This is a genomic window from Rhodococcus sp. YH1 (genome assembly GCF_009939605.1).
GTDB lineage: Bacteria > Actinomycetota > Actinomycetes > Mycobacteriales > Mycobacteriaceae > Rhodococcus > Rhodococcus aetherivorans.
This window is the reverse complement of the sequence record NZ_WVTE01000215.1, coordinates 1-20,762: the sequence shown is the minus strand read 5'-3', so window position 1 is coordinate 20,762 and position 20,762 is coordinate 1. Positions and strand designations below refer to the sequence as shown.

At 64.3% G+C, this 20,762-nt stretch carries 16 protein-coding genes and 2 pseudogenes; 10 read left to right on the top strand and 8 right to left on the bottom strand.

Features of this window, described 5'->3' with window-relative positions; translation table 11 throughout:
• Positions 1-33 precede the first annotated feature (33 nt).
• Positions 34-1,253: pseudogene (locus tag AIIKEEIJ_RS16510) on the bottom strand (IS3 family transposase).
• A gap of 195 nt (positions 1,254-1,448) precedes the next feature.
• Here AIIKEEIJ_RS16510 and AIIKEEIJ_RS16505 point away from each other — a divergent pair.
• The 5 genes and pseudogenes from AIIKEEIJ_RS16505 to AIIKEEIJ_RS16485 all read left to right on the top strand — a co-directional run.
• Positions 1,449-1,755: pseudogene (locus tag AIIKEEIJ_RS16505) on the top strand (transposase); the annotation flags it as partial.
• A gap of 110 nt (positions 1,756-1,865) precedes the next feature.
• Entirely contained in the window at positions 1,866-3,026 is a 1,161-nt protein-coding gene (locus tag AIIKEEIJ_RS16500; protein WP_202917137.1) for a site-specific integrase, read from the top strand.
• Positions 3,027-3,029: 3 nt separating this feature from the next.
• Positions 3,030-4,061, top strand: a complete 1,032-nt coding sequence (locus AIIKEEIJ_RS16495) for a hypothetical protein (protein ID WP_161996157.1) — start codon at positions 3,030-3,032, stop codon at positions 4,059-4,061.
• Between the two features lie 281 nt (positions 4,062-4,342).
• Complete coding sequence (locus AIIKEEIJ_RS16490) at positions 4,343-5,188, top strand: Hachiman antiphage defense system protein HamA (protein ID WP_161996156.1); 846 nt, start codon at positions 4,343-4,345, stop codon at positions 5,186-5,188.
• A 197-nt stretch (positions 5,189-5,385) separates the two neighbouring features.
• Entirely contained in the window at positions 5,386-7,326 is a 1,941-nt protein-coding gene (locus AIIKEEIJ_RS16485; RefSeq protein ID WP_161996155.1) for a DEAD/DEAH box helicase, read from the top strand.
• A gap of 512 nt (positions 7,327-7,838) precedes the next feature.
• Here the strand turns inward: AIIKEEIJ_RS16485 and AIIKEEIJ_RS16480 are convergent.
• The 7 genes from AIIKEEIJ_RS16480 to AIIKEEIJ_RS16450 form a co-directional block, all read right to left on the bottom strand.
• A complete protein-coding gene (locus AIIKEEIJ_RS16480) occupies positions 7,839-8,639 on the bottom strand; it encodes a crotonase/enoyl-CoA hydratase family protein (RefSeq protein WP_202917133.1) in 801 nt (266 codons plus the stop codon).
• Positions 8,640-9,182: 543 nt separating this feature from the next.
• Positions 9,183-9,947 (bottom strand): glucose 1-dehydrogenase, encoded by a 765-nt coding sequence (locus AIIKEEIJ_RS16475; protein ID WP_161996153.1) that lies wholly within the window; start codon positions 9,945-9,947, stop codon positions 9,183-9,185.
• On the bottom strand, positions 9,944-11,203 hold the full coding sequence (locus AIIKEEIJ_RS16470; protein WP_161996152.1) for an acyl-CoA dehydrogenase family protein: 1,260 nt from the start codon (positions 11,201-11,203) through the stop codon (positions 9,944-9,946). The genes AIIKEEIJ_RS16475 and AIIKEEIJ_RS16470 overlap by 4 nt, the downstream gene beginning before the upstream one ends.
• A 115-nt stretch (positions 11,204-11,318) precedes the next feature.
• A complete protein-coding gene (locus AIIKEEIJ_RS16465) occupies positions 11,319-12,230 on the bottom strand; it encodes an alpha/beta hydrolase fold domain-containing protein (protein WP_161996151.1) in 912 nt (303 codons plus the stop codon).
• A 29-nt stretch (positions 12,231-12,259) separates the two neighbouring features.
• Positions 12,260-13,918, bottom strand: a complete 1,659-nt coding sequence (locus AIIKEEIJ_RS16460; RefSeq protein WP_161996150.1) for an FAD-dependent oxidoreductase — start codon at positions 13,916-13,918, stop codon at positions 12,260-12,262.
• A 587-nt stretch (positions 13,919-14,505) separates the two neighbouring features.
• Entirely contained in the window at positions 14,506-15,723 is a 1,218-nt protein-coding gene (locus AIIKEEIJ_RS16455; protein ID WP_161996149.1) for an acetyl-CoA C-acetyltransferase, read from the bottom strand.
• 36 nt (positions 15,724-15,759) lie between these two features.
• Positions 15,760-16,905 carry an acyl-CoA dehydrogenase family protein gene (locus AIIKEEIJ_RS16450; protein ID WP_006940667.1) on the bottom strand — a complete coding sequence of 382 codons (1,146 nt, stop codon included), beginning with the start codon at positions 16,903-16,905 and terminating at the stop codon, positions 15,760-15,762.
• Positions 16,906-17,015: 110 nt separating this feature from the next.
• Between AIIKEEIJ_RS16450 and AIIKEEIJ_RS16445 the strand changes: the two genes are divergently transcribed.
• From AIIKEEIJ_RS16445 to AIIKEEIJ_RS16425, 5 genes are all read left to right on the top strand, one after another.
• On the top strand, positions 17,016-17,618 hold the full coding sequence (locus AIIKEEIJ_RS16445; RefSeq protein ID WP_029546461.1) for a TetR/AcrR family transcriptional regulator: 603 nt from the start codon (positions 17,016-17,018) through the stop codon (positions 17,616-17,618).
• A 32-nt stretch (positions 17,619-17,650) separates the two neighbouring features.
• Positions 17,651-18,334, top strand: coding sequence for a DUF3558 domain-containing protein (locus AIIKEEIJ_RS16440; protein WP_161996148.1), 684 nt, complete (start codon positions 17,651-17,653; stop codon positions 18,332-18,334).
• A gap of 14 nt (positions 18,335-18,348) precedes the next feature.
• Complete coding sequence (locus AIIKEEIJ_RS16435; RefSeq protein ID WP_102800161.1) at positions 18,349-18,675, top strand: hypothetical protein; 327 nt, start codon at positions 18,349-18,351, stop codon at positions 18,673-18,675.
• Between the two features lie 297 nt (positions 18,676-18,972).
• Complete coding sequence (locus tag AIIKEEIJ_RS16430; RefSeq protein WP_161996147.1) at positions 18,973-20,253, top strand: WXG100 family type VII secretion target; 1,281 nt, start codon at positions 18,973-18,975, stop codon at positions 20,251-20,253.
• The coding region (locus tag AIIKEEIJ_RS16425; protein WP_161996146.1) for an ESX secretion-associated protein EspG at positions 20,250-20,762 on the top strand (513 nt) is incomplete at its 3' end. The genes AIIKEEIJ_RS16430 and AIIKEEIJ_RS16425, both read left to right, overlap by 4 nt.

The following is a 20,762-nucleotide window of genomic DNA, read 5'->3' as shown; positions in this document are numbered from 1 at the left end:
GGGGGCTTCCCCCCGGCGTGTGGACACCAGTTCCTATGCGGCGGTGGCCAGCGTAGCCGACCGCTGTTCGTGCTCGATCGGGCAGATCTGGCCGAGAGTGGAGTGCCTCCTTCTGGTGTTGTAGCACGTGATCCAACGGAACACCGCGGCCCGCGCGTCACCCGCATTGTTCCAGCGCTTTCTGCCCTGGAGTGTCTCCCGTTTCAACGTCGCGTTGAACGATTCGGCGGCGGCGTTGTCCGCGCTCGTTCCGAGCGCACCACGCGATCTGGTGACACCCGACTCACGGCACACGTCGGCGAACTCCGCCGAGGCGTACTGAGCGCCGTTGTCGGAGTGAAAGGCAGCACCGTCGAGACCGGCGGCACCGCGCACAGAAGCAGCGGCCCGCAGTGCGTCGGTGACCAGCCCGGTACGCATGTGGTCGGCGATCGACCACCCCGCCAGCCGTTTCGAATGCAGATCCAACACCGTTGCCAGATAAAGGAAGTCACCATCACCGATCGGCAGATACGTGATGTCGCCGACGTACCGAGTGTTCGGTGCGCTCGCGGTGGAATCCCGCTGGATCAGGTCCGCCCGCCGCGGTCGCGGACGGCTCGGGGACGGTGGTGCGCACCGTTTTGCGTAGATGCACGCCGACGATCCCATGCTCGCGCATCAGCCGTTCCACCCGCTTGTGATTGACGACCACCCCGTCCGCGTGGAGCTCGGCGGTCACCCGTGGGGACCCGTAGGTGCCGTCGGAGTCGGCGTGGATCCCACGGATCCGCACGGCCAACTCCTCGTCGGCGCGGGCGCGTTCGGCGCGGGCCGCAGCTGCGGCCCGCCATCGGTAGAAACCGGAACGGGACACCTCGAGGATCTGGCACAGCCACTTCACCGAAACGGTGTCGCGGTGGTCGTCGACGAACTGAAAGCGCTCACCAGTTCGTCTCGCCCGCGAAATACTTCGCGGCCTTGCGCAGGATCTCCCGTTCGGTCTCGAGTTTCCGGATCTGGGCCTTGAGCTGCCTGTTTTCCTCCTCCAGCACGGACTCGGACGATACCTCGCCAGCAGGCGCCGGCTTCCGGGCCCGCTCGACGGTCCCGGACGCACCGCGGCGTTTGCGTTCGGCGCGGACCCAGTTGCGCAGGGTTTCCCGGCTGATCCCCAGGTCCTTGCCGATGCCCTCGAAGGTGTGGCTCGGATCGGACAGGTACAGCGCGACGGCATCTGCCTTGAACTCCGCCGAGTATGCCTTCATCACCATCAGTGACATCTCTTCCTCTGGATCCTCACGACCCAGTGTTCAGGATGTCCACACTCAAGGGGGAGCCCCCCGGCTGTGCGACGTCGTCGCGTGACTCCTCGATGGGTCATGCAGTCAAGGCCAGTCTCACCTCCTCGGCAGGGTCGGTGACGGTCTCGACGGGCTTGTCGTTGCGGGGACGAGCCAGGACGTTCCGTCAACGCCAACGATTGCCGCGAGATCCTGGGCTTGGATGCGACTTCCGCCGAGGACGGGGCCGGCTGGCCGACCTCTTCCCGCTCGCTGGTCGCCCGCGGGCTGACCGGTGTGAAGCGGCGACCTCCGATGCTCTCGCTGACGTCGGGGATCGGAGCGACCCTGCCCGGCGACTTGTGGCAGAGGTGCCGCACCTTTGCGCGACGAACTTCGCGGCTGTCACCCCGAGGTCGTCGTGGCCTAGGGGTACCGCCCGCTTGCGGGGACGATGAAGACCCTGCTGCATTCGGTCTACGACCAACCGGATGGTGCTGAAAAATGCCATTTACGCAGCGATCCCGGCGAACCCCCAGCTGAGCGTGTTTTCGGTCGCCGGGACGGTGTCGGAGCCGTCCGGTACCGTGCCCGACCGTGGACATGGAGACGAACGACGCGGGAGATGGGCAGATCGTGGTGCCCGGGACCCCGGCGGGGCCCGCACTGCCGGACCTGGCGCCCGATACGGCGGCGCGGATCGCGGCGTCGGTGGCCGCGGCGCGGGCCGCCGGCACCCGCCGCACCTACGCCTCCGCGTGGCGGGCCTTCACCACCTGGTGCCAGCGGGAAGGCCACACCGCGGTGCCGGCGCATCCGGTGACCGTGGCCGCGTACCTGGTCGCGTGCGCCGACACCGTCACCGAGGCGGGGGAGCGGGCCTACACCCCGGCCACCCTGGCGCACCGCCTCGCCGCGATCGCCCACCACCACCGCCAGAGCGGGCACCCGAGTCCGACCGGTGACGACCTGGTGAAAGCGACGATGTCCGGGATCCGCCGCGGCTACGCCACCGCGGGCGAGCGGCCCCGCATCCCGCGGGCCCCGCTGCTCACCGCCGACATCGTGGCGATCGTCGACAAGGCCCGCGCCGGCTGCCGGGGCTGGGCGGACGAGGTGGTCGAACGCCGCGACACCGCAATGCTGCTGCTCGGCTTCGCCGGCGCGTTCCGCCGCAGCGAACTCGTCGCCCTGAGCTGCGGGGACGTCAGCCTGCACCGGCTCGACGGGCTGCACATCCGCCTCCGCAAGTCGAAGACCGACCAGGAGGGCCGCGGCACCGTTCGCGCGCTGCCCTTCACCCACAGCCACACCAGCTGCCCGCCGTGCGCGTGGATGCGGTGGGCCCAGGTGGTCGCCGCGTTCGACACCGGCGCCCGGCCCGGGGTCATCCGGCTGCTGCGGACTGCGGAGCCGTTCGAGAGGCACGTGTGCCGCGGCCCCCGGCCGCGCACCGGCGGGGGAGTGCCGTTGTTGCGTGCGGTCCGCAAGAACGGCCACCTGTCGGCCACCGCGTTGTCGGGGGCGGCGGTCCATGCGGCGATCCGCCGCCGCGCCGAGTTGGCCGGCTACGACCCCGAGCTCGTGAAGCAGTTGGGTGGGCACTCGCTGCGGGCCGGGTTCGTCACCCAGGCCTTCCGCAACGGCGCCTCCGCGCACGCGATCATGCGCCAGACCGGACACACCACCCCCGCCATGCTCGAGGTCTACGCCCGCGAACACGCACCCCTGCTCGGCAACGCTGTCACCAATCTGGGCTTGTAAGCGATGACCAGCACCGACACCTCCCCGCGGCGACCCGACGACATCCACGACACGGAGCGTGGGCTGCGGGTCCCGCCGCGGTACCGGCACGACTGGGCGCTGTTCGCCGACTGGTGCGTTGCCGCCGAACAGTGCCCGTTGCCCGCGAGTCCGGAGGCGCTGGCGCTGTTCCTCCGGGAGCATCCCGCCGCGCCCGCGACTCAGCGGCGGCGGGTGTCGGCGATCAACACCGTCCACACCCGCCACGGCCACCCGGCGCCGGGTCGCAGCGAGACCGTCCGGCGCCGGCTCGACACCGCCCGCGCCGCCCGGTTCGACAGGCTCGCCCCGTTGCTGCACCGGCGCGCCGCCGAGCTACCCACCACCGGCTGGCCGAGCGGACTGTTCGGCCGCCGCGACGCCCTCCTCCTGACCCTCGCCGCGACCGGGATGCCGTTCGCGCAGCTGGCCCGGCTGCGCCGCGACGACGTCACCGTCGACGCCGGCACCCTAGTCGCCACCACCACCACCGACGGGGAACGATTCTGTCTGTCACCCGAGTTTGGCAGCGGCGTGAGCGCGGCGGTGGGGGTGTATTACAGGTGGGCGGAGATTCTGGCGTTCCTCGATCAGTACCCGAACACCGACCTGCTCGCCCAGCACCTGACCGACCCCGTCGAGGTCGACCAGGGCGCGCTCACCGACCGGCAGGCCTGCCAACCCCTGCTGGCCCCGATCGACCGCTGGGGACACCTACCCCTGATGCCGCAACCGATGACCGCGCAGTCCATCGCGGCGCTTGTCCGGGATTATCTGTCCGGCCGGGTGTGGGCCCGGGCGCCGCTGCCTCTGCGTAAGCAGAGCGACAGCGACGGTGGGCCGACCGTGCGGATCGACTCGGAGATCGACCTCGATCCGCACTACTACGAACGGGGCGTGGCTGCGCGGCGCAGTGCCCGCGACAGTCTGGACGGTCTCGCCGACGTCTTCGACGACATCGAAGCCCGCGCCGACGCCCTGCTCAAGGAACTGCTGACCGTGCTGGAGGAGCTGTGACCGCACTGCAGGATACGGAACGGGACCTTGTTCATCAGCACCCGTCAGTCCTTCGTCAATGATTGTATTGGCACGCACTAGCATGGTTGGAAAGACGCAGCTCAAGACTGACTGCTGCGACGGACGGCTGGTCATCTAGACCAAGGTCCGATAGGAAATTTCCAAGCTTCGAACTCGGTACCGCTCAAGATAAGCGGGACATTCCCCCCATAGGGTAAGAATGCATTGACGAAGGCAAGGTGGGGCTCCAAGCAGGAGCCTAGAGGTCCAGGGAGCTCACTGTGGCAACTACCGTCCATCAAGTGCGTGTTCAGCAACTTGAGCTTTCACCACCGCTGACAGTGCTTTGCCCGGGCTATGAGCTGGGTGAATGGCGCGCACAGGCGCTGGTCGACGACCTCTTTAGTAGGCACCTTACTTCGTTCGCGCTAAATTATACAGAGTGGAATTCCATAGATGGAGAGACTGCTGCACAAGCGTTGAGGAATGCGGCGAAATCTGTATACGCAAGCGACAAATATAAACGGCGTGGTGAATTCGGCGAGCTGATCCTGCATGCGGCAGCAAAAGATTTCTTCGACGCTCATCCAGCTATTAGTAAGATATACTACAAAGACAGTGACAATGACACGGTCAAAGGTTTCGATTGTGTTCATATAATTGAGAACGATGGGGCAATCGAACTCTGGCTCGGTGAGGTCAAGTACTATAAATCACTCACTGAGGCAATAAGAGACTCAACCAAAGAGCTTCAAGATCACCTGAATAACAACTTCTTGCGGAGAGAGTTCATGGCGATCACTAGTAAGCTCGATCCAAATTGGCCGCACACCCAAGCGGTCAGAGAATTATTAGATGAAGCCCGAAGTTTGGATGACATATTGCCGCATCTAGTCATCCCAGTTCTGCTTACGTATGATAGCTCGACCGTCTCCGGCTACAGTAAGATCTCACGCGATTTTGTATGCGACCTCAAGGACGAGTCCGAGAAAGCATGGAAAAGATTCATTAAGGCACTTGATATTCCGTATCCAGTGACGTTGCACTTGATACTCGTGCCAATTGAGGATAAGGAACGACTCACGAACCTTTTCCATCAGAAACTGAACATCTGGAAGCACATATAATAAGAGAGGTTTCGATGGCCCAGCCTCAAGAGTCCGTCTTCCAGCAATTGCGTGCAATTTCGCTCCTTACGCACAACCCCGACAGAGAAGCTGAAGGACGAGAACGCTTAATTAGGTTCCTCGATCGGTACAGAGGAACAACCGCTGAGGCACCGATCGTAGACTCACTCTGCGCTCGGTTCGGATTATTTCCCTACATGAGTGTCTCGCAGCCGCGGCTATTAGGGGATAGTGAGGCTCTTGCCATGGAGTTTCATACGCCCGAATCTCTGGCGGATGAGGGGTTTGTGTTCCACTCGATGCAACAACGTGTGTATCAGCGACTGATGGACGGCGAAAGTCTAATCCTCTCCGCTCCTACATCGTTTGGGAAATCTGTAATAATCGACGCTCTCATTGCCGCAGAACGTTGGTCGAATCTGGTGCTAATAGTACCGACTCTAGCTCTCATAGACGAGACACGGCGTCGACTTTCTCGATTTCGATCTACCTACAGAATAATTACGCATCCTGCGGAGAAAATTGGGGACCGCAACATATTCATCATGACTCAAGAAAGATTTCTTGAGGTTGATGATCTGCCTACAATTGATTTCTTCATGATCGACGAGTTCTACAAGTTGGGTTCAGGTCAGAAGCGCGACGGACGAAGAGATCTGTTGAACGTCGCATGGAACCGATTGAAGGCGACTGGCGCTCAATACTACCTTCTAGGGCCAAATATTGACGCGCTCGACTCGCGTCTTCCTGAAGAGTTACATGCACAGTTACTAAGAACCGATTTTCAGACGGTAGCGGTCGATATAGACGATCGATCGAGTGTCGAAAATCAGCGAGCTGACCTGGCAAGTTTTCTTGAAAACGAGGCAGAAGGCTCGTCGCTTGTATTTACAGGAAGTCCTCAAAAGGCAGAAAACCTTGGGGTCTATCTTGCGCAAAATGCCAAGTCGTCGGCACGGGGCCTTGCGGGCGAAGTGGCGGAGTGGATCGCTGAGAACTATGACCCCGATTGGGACATCGTTACAGCTCTTCGAGGGGCAGTTGCTGTGCATACCGGCCCACTACCTCGTGGACTACAGAGAATCATGGTCAGACTCTTCAACGAGGCGAGAGTTCCAACACTCATATGCACTTCAACTCTAATCGAAGGTGTAAATACGTCAGCCCGGAATGTGGTGATTTTTGAAAAGAAGATTGATAACCAGCTGATCGATTTCTTCACGTTTAGCAATATTCGTGGACGAGCTGGCAGAATGTTTCGACATTACGTAGGTAACGTAATTACATACATGCCGCCTCCTGAGGCGGGAAGCACAACCGTTGATATACCGATCGAGTCTCAGTCCGCATCGGCCTCGGAGGCGACGTTGGTGCAGATTTCTGACGACATGCTGGGTGCATCCGCTCGGGAGCGAATGGAAGCCATACTTAATCAAACTGCGCTAAGCCTGAAGACGATACGAAAGAATCGTGGTCTAGATCCAAGTCGCCAAATTTCCCTAGCTGAACGTCTACTTGGTTCCGATGATTCGGAGCTTGAGCTACTTTCTTGGTCGGGTGCTCCCACTAATTCTCAGGCTCGCGCGGTGCTGCAGATGGCTTTTGAAGAGCTCTTAGAGCCTTCCCAACGCCGGGGGATTAATTTTGAGATGCTGTGGGGACAACTTCAAGCGGTACGTATTTATGGTGATAATTTTTCCGAGTTAGTGGACCGCCAGCAGCGATTCGCGCGAAAGGGGCAGACCCGAAGTGACGTAATAAGTGCTGTTCTTCGTTTTCAGCGCAACTGGATGGGATTCGTAATTCCCTCAATGTTGCGAGGATTCAGTGCCATCCAATCTGAAGTATTGCACGTAAGAGGTGTCTCTCCTGGAAATTACGAGTACTTCCTGAGAGAGATTGAGAGTGTATTTCAAGCACCGGGACTTGCTGATTTGGAGGAGTATGGCCTTCCACTGCCTTTGGCTCGGAAACTGTTGAATCTTGGTTTGGCCGGAAGTGATGTAAGCGAACTATTAGATTCGCTTATTCGGTTAGGATTTGATCCTCACGTTCAGTCCCGTCTGGACACCGTCGAACAATGGATTCTTGAGGATGTTCTTGATGGGCTTATTGGGTTCGACCGCCGGAGAACGTAACCGGCGGCCCCTAGACTGGATCATGCTTGAAGGTAGCGAATCGGTGATCTTTATAGGTCCGACCGCGACAATAGTTGTGCGTTTGAGGACCAGTTCTTGATCAGCCATTCAATTCGATCATCGGGCTGCGCCCGATTGCGGTCATTCACAGGCGACGCCGTTGGCATGTCGGGACGTCGGTCTGCCCAGGATAAGCACAACGCAGGTCGCCGTCAGGCGAGAAGGGGATACTCCCATAAAATCAAATACGTTAGGAAGACTGCTGCAAAGGTTAGTTGATATATGGCCTGGTTATCGGATTCGCGACGGCGCGTACCGATATGTGTGCATCGCTTAGCGGCGACGACAGCTGATGGTGCGTCGCGCTTTGAGTATTACAGGCGGCGAGCCCGTGGCTTATGGAACGGCGCCCATCGGCGATACTGAGCACAAGCGATAATTGCTCCTGCATCCTTCTCCACGTCGCAGTGATTGATGATGGCCTTCTCCGGACTCCTGACATCCGGTCTTCTTTACGATCCCGACCATCTCGGTAGACGCTTCTCCCTGAAGGCTGTGGCGCCTTCGCGTGCGTCGTTCGAGAAGAGAATTTGAGGCACAGCAAGGTCGACCATGTCGAAGGCGTCCTCAGTGGTTAGGCACAGACTGGCGGTGAACAGTTCTTTCGTTCGAGCGACCGCAAGGGGCGCGTTTCGACTGATTCGGTGTGCCAGATCGATGGCGGCGTCCAAGGCCATTCCCGCCGAGGAAATCGAATTCACGACGCCGATCCCCTTTGCTTCACCTACCGGAATAGTATCTCCGGTAAGGAGGAGGTGGGCTGCCTGGTTACGCGGGACCATCTGCGCCAGACGGACGATTCCACCACCCGCGGCGATAAGGCCTCTTTTCACCTCGGGTAGCCCAAATCTTGCAGTTTCCGAGGCGATGACGAGATCGCAGGACAGGACAAGTTCGAAGCCACCCGCCACCGCATGACCTTCGACGGCAGCGATCAACGGTTTGCGCGGAGGCACGCGCGTAAGTCCAGCAAGGCCGCGCTCTCGTGTTTCCGGCATCACCCCATCGGCAAAGGCTTTGAGATCCATGCCGGCGCAGAAGTCGGGACCTTCGCCCGTGAGAACCCCGATTTTGAGACTGTCGTCCGCGTCCAGTCGGTCGAAGGCGTCGGCCAACGACTCGGCCATCTCGCGATTGATGGCATTCTTCAACTGCGGTCGATCGAGAGTAATGACCAGCACGCTCCCGATTTCCTTGCATCTGAGCGGGGATGACACCACTGGTCTCCTTACAGTAGTTGACAACGATTTCATGACTTGAGCCCTTTGCGAACCCCGTCACTCGTGACAAGGCCATGAGAGCGTGCCAGAGCACGTGTTCGACACCTGCGATCGCGATAATCCCAGTCTGATGGGCTCTTCCCGAACAGCATCCGTTTCGAAGGGGGAGTCGCCCCAGATGCGGAGCTTCAGTGCCGACGGATGCGCCAGTGCGACGAACGGTGGACGCATTCGCACGGTGCATCGTGGGATTGGCTCCTCCCGCCCCACGACTCGTCAGCAGACACCGAGCCTGCGGTACCACTCTCCTTCCACGGGGCTGGAACATCACGGGGCCAGGAGTCCACCACGTCCGGAGTACGGGCGCGGCCTGCGCGGTCACCTCATCCGGATCGGCGGGGGTTCCGGCCTTGAGCGTGATGAGGTCGCCTCTGCCGTTCAGTACCCCCTTTGGTGGAGCACGGTCTATTTGCTGCAGTCGACGTCTTCGGTGCGGAGCACTCGACCACACGATCGGCCGGGCGACAACAGCTCGTCTTCCGCCGCTGACATCCGGCACACCGTCGAGGCCGCGGTCTATCCTGCAAAGTTCCTTGCATCACCGAGGAGTTGACCACCGTCGACGACCAGTGTCTCGCCCGTGATCCAGCGGGCACCGTCGGAGGCGAGGAACAGGATCGCCGATGCGACGTCGTCCGGCTCACCGATCCTTCCGAGTGGGGTGGCCGCGGCCACCGATTGTTCCTGTTGCGCCCATAGCGCTTCGGCGAGCTTGGTGCGCACCACTCCTGGCGCCACGGCGTTGACGCGGATCGCCGGTGCGAGTTCCATTGCGAGCTGCTTGGTGAGATGGATCAATGCTGCCTTCGAGGCGTTGTACACGCCGATTCCCCTCTCGGCGACCATGCCTCCGATCGAGGCGGTGTTCACGATCGCGCCACCGTTGTCCGCCATCCATGCTTTCGCGGCGAGACCGCTCCACAGCAACGGTGCCCAGAGATTGACGTCGAACGTCTTCGAGAATCGCCCATGATCCTGTTCTGTCATCCGGCCGTAGGCGGGATTCGTGCCGGCATTGTTCACCAGGATGTCGAGACCGCCGAATCGCTCGATGACGTCGTCGATGCACCGCCGGGCACCGTCTTCGTCGACGGCGTGCACGCCTACCCCGATCGCCGTCCCCCCGACCTCTGCAGCAGCGGCGTCAGCGGACTGAGCGGAGCGGGATGTGAGTACGACGTCGGCGCCGGCGGCAGCGAACGCCTGCGCTGTGGCCAATCCGATGCCACGGGAGGCACCGACGACGAGCGCGGTGCGTCCTTTCAACTCGTATGGGCTCATCGGACGACCGCGACCTTCGCAGTGTCGGGCCTTACCGCTTCCCGGGTGGCGGACCTGTACTTCTTCAGTTCTCCCTTGGCAATGGCACGCAGGTGGACCTCGTCGGGCCCGTCGGCGATCCGGAGTGTGCGCAGGTGGGCGTACGCCATGGCCAGCGGAAAATCGTCGGTGACACCGGCGCCGCCGTGCACCTGGATGGCACGGTCGACGATTTTCAGGGCGATGCGGGGCGCGGCCACTTTGATCGCGGCGATCTCGGTTCGGGCCTGTTTGTTGCCGACGGTGTCCATCATGTGAGCCGCCTTCAAGGTGAGCAGACGGACCATTTCGATGTCGATGCGAGCCTCGGCGATCCAATCCTGAATGTTGGCACGTTCGCCGAGTGGTTCTCCGAAGGTCGTGCGCGTGAGCGCCCGGGTACACATCAACTCGAGTGCTCGTTCGGCCATTCCGATTGCACGCATGCAATGGTGAATTCGTCCGGGGCCCAGTCGCGCTTGGCTGATCGCAAAGCCCTCTCCTTCCCCGGCGAGGAGGTCTTCCTTCGGTACGCGGACGTTGTCGAAGAGCACCTCGGCGTGGCCCTCACGGTCGACATAACCGAAGACCGGGAGGTTACGCACCACGGTGACACCCTCGGCGTCGATCGGCACCACCATCATCGACTGTTGCCGGTGCGGTGGCGCGGACGGATCGGTCTTTCCCATCACGATCAGCACGCGGCAGTTCTGGTGCATGGCGTTGGAGGCGAACCACTTGCGGCCGTTCAGCACATAGACGTCACCGTCGCGTTCCATCCGGAGTTCGATGTTGGTCGCGTCCGAGCTGGCAACTGCGGGTTCGGTCATGGCAAAGGCGGAGCGGATTTCCCCGGCCAGCAACGGTTCGAGGTATGTCCGCTTGTGCTCGTCGGTGCCGAAGAGTGTGAGCACCTCCATGTTTCCCGTGTCCGGTGCACTGCAGTTGCAGGCCTCCGATGCGATGTGGCTGCGACCCATGATTTCGGCGAGGGGTGCATACTCCAGGTTGGTCAATCCCGGTCCCCATTCCGGATGCGGATGGAACAGGTTCCACAGTCCGCGCCGCCGTGCCTCGTCTTTGAGTTCTTCGAGGATCGGGGGTTGGAAGTGAGGATCTCCGGACTCACGCATCTGCCGGTCGTAGACGGACTCGGCGGGGTAGATGTGCGAGTCCATGAAGTCGAGCAGTTCGGCTCGGTAGTGCTGGGTGCGTTCGGAGAGTTCGAAGACGCTCACCGGGGCTCCTGTCTGGCTGCGGCGACCACGGAGGTCGCACCTGCGGCCGGCAGGGTCCGAGTCGATATCGGACCCCCGCCGGCCACAGGTAGGTGTGTGAGATGTAGCTGATGAATCAGAGGTCGAGGTGTCGACGGACGAAGGCGCCTGCCGCCGCGATGGACGCGTCGGCTTCTGGAGACCGTCCAGCCATGAACTGGAAGACGTGCTGCATTTCCGGTGTGATCTCCAGAGTCACCTCCACCCCTGCGCCGCGTGCCAGATCGGTGAAGCGTTCCGCGTTGTCCCGAAGCGTTTCGTAGCCGCCGGCGGTCAGGTACATCGGCGGCAGACCGGCGGGATCGGCGTAGAGGGGGTTGGTCAACGGATCGGTGGGTGACCCGTTCTCGCCGAGGAACATCTGGGCCATCATCTCCACGACGGCCCGGTCGATGAGAGCGTCGGTGCCGGCATTGGTTTCGAGGGTAGTGCCCCTGTGTTCCAGGTCGTACCAGGGCGAGAACGCGACAATCGCGGCCGGAAGGCGTTCACCGGCATCGCGCAGAGCCAGGACAAGGGTGGTGGCGAGATTGCCGCCGGCCGAGTCCCCTGCTGTGGCGATGCGTGTCGGCTCGATGCCTTGGGCAAGCAACCACCGGTAGACCTTCTGTGCCTCGTCGAGTTGGGTGGGGTACGGGTATTCGGGTGCGCGACGGTAATCGACGTTCAGCACTTTCACACCGGCCGCCTTGGCCAGGTGGCCGGCGAGTTTGCGGTGACTGTGCATCGACATCACCGAACATCCGCCCCCGTGGGTATAGATGATGGCGGCGTTGTCGGGTGCGCCCGCAGGAACGATCCACATCGCGCTGACGCCATCTGCGTCGACCTCGCGGTAGGTGACGTCCTCGGGTTCGGTTGCCAGAAGATGCGCTTCCTCGTAGATGTCGCGCATGGTGGCAAGGTCCATGTCGGGGTTGTCGGCGGCCCGCTTGGCCCAGCTTCCGTAGAGATCGCGCAGAGCGTCGGTGCGCACGTCGTTCGTCATCGTCGGTACTCCTGATTACTAGAGATGGGCTAGTGGGCGTAGGCGGGCTCGGTGGTGGTGATCTCGAAGCCGGAGTAGTTGTCTGCGGCGACCTGCTCGCAGATGTCCATGTACTTGTCGGCGCCGCCGAAGAAGACGTTGATGACGGCGGCCTTGCCGTCGACGTTGGTGCCGGTGAACCAGGAGTGCACGTCCTTACCGGCAGTGAGCAGGGTTTGTTCGGCGATGGCGGTGATCTGTTCGGTCCAGGCCTGCTCGGCTGCCTCGGTGGCTTCCATGCGGGTCGCGCCTTCGCGGCGGAGGTGGGCGATGGCCTCGGCGATCCAATCGGCAGTGTTCTGCGCACACGGGGGGATGTTGGTGAACGGGCTCTGCGGTCCGGTGATCATGAACATGTTCGGGAAGCCGTGCGTACCGATGCCCAGGTGGGTGCTCGGGCCGGGGGCCCACTTGTCGGCGAGAACGCGTCCGTCGCGGCCGACGATGTTCATTCGGGTCAGTGCTCCGGTGGAGGCGTCGAAGCCGGTGGCGAAGACCAGCACTTCGACCTCGTGTTCGGTGCCGTCGGCCAACCGGACTCCGCGGGGGGTGATCTCGGCGATCGCGTTGGTGGCCACGTCGACCAGGGTTACGTTGTCTCGGTTGAACGTCTCGTAGTAGCCCGTGCCCGACGGCGGACGCTTGGCGCCGAAGGGGTAGCGCGGGCACAGCAACTCGGCCACGGCCGGGTCCTCGACCGCGGCACGGATCTTGGTGCGCACGAACTCGGCTGCCGACTCGTTCGCGACGGGATCGAACAGCAGATCGTCGAAGGTGAACAGGAACGGGAATCCGCCGTTTGCCCAGCCCTGCTCGTAGATCCGGGTGCGCTCGGCCTCGTCCGTCGAGCCCGCGAGCAGGTTGGCCATGTCGAACGGGAACGAGAACCAGTGCCGGCGCACTTTGGCCCATACCTCGTCGTAACGCGCCTTGACCTCGTCCATCTCCTGCTGTGAGACGGGCCGGTTGCGGGCGGGGATCACATAGTTCGGGGTCCGCTGGAACACGGTCAGGTGCTCGGCCTGTTCGGCGAGCAGCGGGATGGCCTGCACTCCGGTCGAGCCGGTGCCGATGATCCCGACTCGCTTGCCGGCCAGGTCCACGCCCTCCTCGGGCCAGTACGCGGTGTGGTACCACTGCCCCTCGAAGGACTCGACGCCGGGAAAGTTCGGCAGGTTCGGGGCCGAGAGGATTCCCACGGCGGTGATCAGGTACGTCGCCGAGGTCCGCTCACCGGCCTCGGTGCGCACCTGCCACCGCCCGGAGTCCTCGTCGAACACCGCCGCCTCGACGCGAGTCCCGAACCGGTAACTGCGCCGCAGATCCAATTTGTCGGCCACGTACCCGAAGTAGGCCCGCATCTCCGGCTGGGTGGGATACCGCTCCGTCCAGTTCCACTGCTGCAGCATCTCCGGGTCGAACGAGTAGCAGTAGTAGTACCCCTCGCAGTCGGTCCGCGCGCCCGGGTAGCCGTTCCAGCACCACGTTCCCCCTACGTCCGGAGCGGACTCGTAGCCCTGCACCGTCAGTCCCATCTCCCGCAGCCGGTGCACCATGTACAGCCCACCGAACCCGGCCCCGACCACCACGGCATCTACTTCCCGACCCGGCTGCTGTGCGGTGATCTCACCGGTTGCTGATGCGGACATCGCTCCTCCAAACAAACGTAGGGTGTGATGGGAATCACCGTCGCAGTCCGATGACATGCATGTCAATAAATTGGCCCGTCCTCGGCGAGACGTATTCGATATCACCGCAGAAGAGAGCCGAAAAACCGAACATGACATGACCCCGATCCGGCAGGTGGGAGTGTCGAGTCCTGCGGCAGGCGGTTGCTCGGTCCACGATTGAGGTGGACAGCCTTCAGTGCAGATGGGGCCGCTTTCCGGCGCGGAAGGCTGGGCAGCGGCGGCAGTGGGGCATCCACGGGGACGGCCCCGTGCGGCCGGGCCGATCGACCGAACCGATACGACGACGTCAGGAGGTCGCCCACGCGGTCGACCGGCAGACTGGGGCAGAACCGGCGGGAGGTCCTCGGGATTGCCGGGGAGTCGTGTCCCGCCCAGGGTGCCCGCCTCGACTGTTGTCCCGCCGCTGCGGCTTGCTCCGAATCGGCGATGTTGCGCAAACTCTCGTCCGGAACCCGAGCCGGACACAGCCGTGGCGAAGCGAATCGCGCCCCGGTTTTCGCCGTCGTATCCGCTCTGCCTCGTGAGGTCGGCGTATGACGGCCGCGTCAGCTCAGGCGCTCGAGCACCATCGCCATGCCCTGACCGCCGCCGACGCACATGGTCTCCACGCCGAACTGCTTGTCGTGGGTCTGCAGGTTGTTGAGCAGGGTGGCGGTGATCCGCGCGCCGGTCATGCCGAACGGGTGGCCGAGGGCGATCGCGCCACCGGAGACGTTGAGCTTGTCCTCGTCGATGCCGAGCTCGCGGGCGGAGCCGAGCACCTGCACGGCGAACGCCTCGTTGATCTCGAACAGGTCGATGTCGGAGATGGTCTTGCCGGCGTGGGCGAGGGCCTTCTTCACGGCCTCGATCGGGCCGAGACCCATGATCTCCGGCGACAGGCCGGACACGCCGGTCGAGACGATCCGCGCCAGCGGGGTCAGACCCAGCTCCTTGGCCTTGGTGTCGGACATGATCACCAGGGCCGCGGCGCCGTCGTTGAGCGGGCAGGCGTTGCCCGCGGTGATGGTGCCGTCCGGGCGGAAGACCGGCCCCAGCTGGCTCACGGCCTCGTAGGTGGTGCCGGGCCGCGGGCCGTCGTCGGTGGTGACGACGGTGCCGTCGGGCAGGGTGACGGGGCTGATCTCGCGCTCGAAGAAGCCGGACTTGATGGCTTCCTCGGCCCGGTTCTGCGACCGCACCCCCCACCGGTCCTGGTCCTCGCGGGAGATGCCGGTGAGCGAGGCGACGTTCTCCGCGGTCTGGCCCATCGCGATGTAGACGTCGGGCAGCAGGGCCTCGCTGCGCGGGTCGGTCCACGCGGTGCCGCCCCCGGCGAGCGTGGCGGTGCGGGCCTCGGCGTCGGCGAAGAGCGGGTTCTTGGTGTTCGGCAGGCCGTCGGCGTTGCCGGTGACGAAGCTCGAGACGGACTCGACACCGGCGGAGACGAACACGTCGCCCTCGCCGGCCTTGATCGCGTGCAGCGCCATGCGGGTGGTCTGCAGCGACGACGAGCAGTAACGGTTGACGGTCACGCCGGGCAGGAAGTCGTAGCCCAACTGCACCGCGACGACGCGGGCGATGTTGAACCCGGACTGGCCGGCGGGCTGGCCGCAGCCGAGCATCAGGTCGTCGATCTGGGCCGGGTCCAGCTCCGGCACCTTCGCCAGGGCGGCCGCGACCATCTGGGTGGCCAGGTCGTCCGGACGCACCGTCTTGAGCGACCCCTTCATCGCCCGCCCGATGGGAGAACGGGCGGCGGACACAATCACAGCTTCGGGCATCACGTGCTCCTTGTTTTGTGTTGACGCTTCGAGTCTCTACAGGCCCAGATCGCGGCCGATGAGTTCCTTCATGATCTCGTTGGTGCCGGCCCAGATCTTGGTGACGCGGGCGTCCTTCCATGCACGAGCCACACGGTACTCGTTCATGAAGCCGTAGCCACCGTGGATCTGCACGCACGCGTCCAGGACCTCGGACTGCGTCTGCGCGGTCCACCACTTGGCCTTGGCCGCGTCCACGGCGGTGAGCTTGCCGTCGGCGTGGGCCTCGACGGCCTGGTCGACGTAGGCCTCGGCCACCTCGATCTTGGTGATCAGCTCGGCGAGCAGGAACTTGTTGTACTGCATGGCGCCGATGGCCTGGCCGAACGCCTTGCGCTCCTTCGCGTACTCGATGGTCTCGAGCAGGATGTGCTTGGCGTGGTGCACGTTGTTGACCGCGGACCCGAGCCGCTCCTGCGGCAGCATCTTCATCATCGAGATGAAGCCCATGCCCTCCTCGCCGATGAGGTTGGCGTGCGGGACGCGGACGTCCTTGAAGAACAGCTCTGCGGTGTCGGCCTCGGGTTGGCCGACCTTGTCGAGCTTGCGACCGTTCTCGAAGCCCTCCATGCCGCGCTCGACGGCGAACAGGGAGATGCCCTTCGCGCCCTTCGACGGGTCGGTGCGGGCCGCGACGACGACGAGGTCGCAGTTGTAACCGTTGGTGATGAAGGTCTTGGCGCCATTGAGGATCCAGTCGTCACCGTCGCGCACGGCGGTGGTCTTCAGGTTGGCGAGGTCGGAACCGCCGGAAGGCTCGGTCATACCGATGGCGCAGATGAGCTCACCGGTGGCGCAGCGCGGCAGCCAGCGCTCACGCTGCTCCTCGTTGCCCAGGTGGACGATGTAGGGAACGGTGATGTCCGAGTGGATGCCCATCGACGACGACAGCGCCATGTTCGCGCGGGCGAACTCCTCGCCGAGGATGGCGTTGAAGCGGTAGTCGTTCGCCTCCATGCCACCGAAGCGCTCCGGGATCTCGAGTCCCAGGAAGCCTGCCTTACCGGCCTCGATCCAGATGTCACGGGGAATCTCGTGACGTTCGATGAGCTCCTCCGCACGGGGCATGACGAACCGGTTCACGAACTCGCGCGCCGACTCGCGGAACGCCTCGTGATCGGGGCCGTACAGGGTGCGTTGCATCAACCGCTCCTCAAATCTGTAAGCATCTGCTTATTTTCTAAGCGTGCGCTTATAGTGAACCGCGGCCGCTATCTTGTCAACCAGGGCCGTAGCAGGAACGGGAGCAGGACGTGAGCACATCGAGGGACGCGGTGATCAGCGGATCGAAGGCCGCGGCCCGCCTACGCGAGGCGGCCGTCGAGGTGTTCGCCGAGAACGGCTACGGCGGCACCACCACCAGGCTGATCGCCGCCCGCCTCGACATGAGCCCGGCCGCGATGTATCCCCACTACAAGTCCAAGGAAGAGCTGCTCTACGCGATCAGCTATGAGGGCCACGACCTGGCCCTCGAGGTCGTGCGCGACGCCGACCTCCCCGGCGAGGACGCCACCACTCGGCTGGCCAACGTCATCGGCCGGTTCGCCGAGTGGCAGGCCGAGCACCATCGCCGCGCCCGCGTCGTCCAGTACGAGCTCACCGCCCTGACGCCCGAGCACTACCGCGTCATCACCGGCCTGCGGCGGCGCACCACCCAGGTCGTCCGCACCATCGTCGACGCCGGCGTCGCCTCGGGTGAGTTCACCGTCCCCGACACCGAGGGCGTCACCCTTGCCCTGATGTCGCTGTGCGTCGACATCTGCCGCTGGTACCCCTCCGGCCGCTACCACGAGCCCCACGCCCTCGCGCACCTCTACTCCGATCTCGCCCTCCGGCTCGTGGGCGCCGTCCGCTAGCATCTGTCCCCACACGACGGATCGGGGGGTCCATGGGTGGGGGGCAATGTTCGCGCGGCTGTCGGTCGTCCGCGCCCGCAATCGACGTCGCGTGCGACCGGGAAGCGAGCGAACGAGAGCGACGACGACACCTGCGCACTCGCGGATGGATCGTCGCCCTCGTCGCGGCGGCGGTCAGCGCGTGCACCGCCGTCACGCCCGCGGCACCCACGGAACCACCCGCCACCACCACGACGACACGCACACCCCGCATCGTCGACGAATCCGACCGCCCCCCAGTCACGTTCGACCCCTGCCTCGACATCCCCGACCGAGTGCTCGTCGAGGCGGGCTACGACCCGAGGTCGGAGGAGATCAGCGACTTCGCCGCGACGCACTACACCTTCCTCGGGTGCAGCTATCACGGCACGCTGCGCATCCCCGGCGTTCTCCGTCGCTACGGACTCAATCTCAATTCCGGCAACATCACCTTCGCCGAGGTGCAGGAGAAGGTCGCCGAGTACGCCACTCCCATCGAGATCAACGGACGACGCGCCCTCCTCGAGGTCGACCCGAGCTTGCGTCAGTCGTGTGCCGTCACTGTGGAGACGTCGTACGGGGTTCTCATCATCTCGCGCATCTATCACCCCGACCACGGCAATGGAGTCCCGAACAACGAATGGTGCGCCGGGCTCGAGGACACAGCCTCGCGCATGGCCGCCGTCATCGACGACTGATCGAAAGGCCCGAGGTGAGCGAAGCGCTGCGACTCGACCCACATACCATCGACGAGATCGTCGCCATCTGCGACACCATGCTCGCGACACTCTCCGATGCGATCGACAATTCGGAAGACCTGGCCAAAGTCGGAAGCTTCGGTGGATTCGAGTCCGCGGAACAGCTTCGGCAAGGTTTCCTCACCAAGGCCAGAGGCACCCCCGAGTCCGCCTACGAGCGTCTCACCCAGTTCCACGAGGTGCTCTCCCGCATGCGCGATACGTTCGCCGCCGGTGGACAGGGCTTCCTCGACGCCGACTACGACTGGGCCCGGCAACTCGGCACCACCGACTCCGCGTGAACCGCCGCCACTGCGCATCACTCCGAAACCCGGAGAATTCCACGAGTCGTGCTGTATCCGCGCGGGCGCCAGTCGTCCGCGAACACAATTGGGGGAGCGCATGACTGGAAAAGTCGCGGATGGCTGATGCCGTTCGTTCCTCGGCACGACTCGCCACGAGACCGCACGGTCCGCTACGATGCTGCGCACTACCACGGAATCGGGGGGACTCCATGGACACGTCACTTGATGTTTCGCACGGCACCGGAAGACGCACGGCGCAGCACGTCGCGACCGTGAGCGAAAGCACCGAATAGGGTGCCGGAGAACGAGAATCCCGTCGCAGCGATGCTCGAACCGCTGCTCGAGCATCGGGTACCGGAGCGGGTCGGCGCGCTGGCGGACTGGCACACCAGACTGGTGGCACGGCTCGAAGGCAGCTTCGATCCCGACTACGCCACCGCATTCGAGAACTTCCACAGTATGGAGCACGACGCCATCTATCGAGACGTCCAGAGAATGGACCCGGGCGCGATGCGAAGCCTGGCGGAGAGCTGGCGCAAGATCGCGACCGACATGAGCGTCGGTTTCATCTTCGGAACCCAGATGATCTGCAACAAGATTGCCGAGGGGTGGGATGGTGACGCGGCGCGCCGCGCCGTGGCGGCGACCCGCTCCTTCGCGAGGTCGACCGAACAACTCGTGACCGCGCTGCTTGCGGTGTCGACCAAACTCGCTGCGGCATCGGAGGTCGCTTCGGCTGTGCGGAACCACGTGCCACCACCGCCGGCGCAGATTCCGATGCCGTTGGGCGTGGTGGTGCCCCAGGACACGACCAAGTTCGCGCGGGCGGCGGAGGCGGCGCACGCCGAGGCGGTACGCGTCATGGAATTGCTCTACGTCCCGCACTACCGTGAATCCGGCACGGCGGTTCCGGTCCTGCCGTCGCCGCACGAGGCGACGGCAGGATCCGGTCCGGTCGGGGCAGATCTGTCGCGGCACCCCTCGGGCAGCGCGGAGGGCCGGGGCGGCGGCATCGGCCCCTCGGCCTCGGCGGCCGGCACCGGGCCCTCGGCCTCGGTGGCCGGCGCCGACGACGGGCAGGTCACGGACGCTCCGTCCCGCGGCACCTCCGCGACAGACGGGGAAGCAGACCCTGGCGGCCCGGCGCCGGGCGCCGGCGAGCCTGCAGCCACCACCCCGGCCGCGACGACGACGGCCGGCGCGACGTCGGGCCCGGAGCGGTACCCGGGTTCGGGTGGACCTCCGGGCGGACCCGGTGGTCCAACGTCCGGAGGCGCCGGCGGTGGAAGCGGCGGCTCCGGCGCTGCCGGTCCCGGCGGGCTCGGACCCGTGGGTGGCCTACCGGTCGCGAACGGTACGACGAACCCGGCGACGTCGGGCGCCGGCGCCCGCGCCGGGTCGGCCCGTCCGGGCGGCATGTACCCGGGCATGCTGGGCGCCCCGGCGCGTCCTGCGCGCGACGACGAGGCCGCCCGCACGGTGCCCAGTTATCTGGTGGGCGCCGACAACGGGAACGAGCTCGTCGGTCCGATGCCGCTCACCGCGCCGCCGGTGCTGGGGGTCGATCCGGCATGAGGTGGCGGCTCACCCCCGACCGGTTCCTGGCCCTGTGGACCGCGACGGGACTCGACGAGATTCCGTTTCCTCTGCGCTACCGCTCCACCGCGCTGTGGGAGGACGAGCACGCCGCGAACCTCGAGGCGGCCCACCGGTGGCGGCGCACGAATCCCGACGAGCGGCTCACCGCGGCGATAGCGACGATGCGATACGCGGAGGTCGCCGTCGAGGTGTACGGGCAGTTCTCGGAGGGCTCCGAGTTGCGGCTGCGGGGATGCATCAGGCACGACTCCGCCGTTCTGGCGCGGCAGGATCCGGGACGTGCCGGCGATCTCGTCGTGACGGCGACTGCGGCGCACACACTGGCGGAGGCGGTCGTACAGTGCCTACCCGGCGCGCCCCCGGGTACGGCGCCGGCGCTGTCGGCACCCACCGCGGAAGTGGCGGAGTTCGCGCGCCCGACGCAGGTGCTCCGGACCGCGCAGGCGCCCCCGGCCGTCCGGTTGCGGCGGCTGCTGACCGATCCG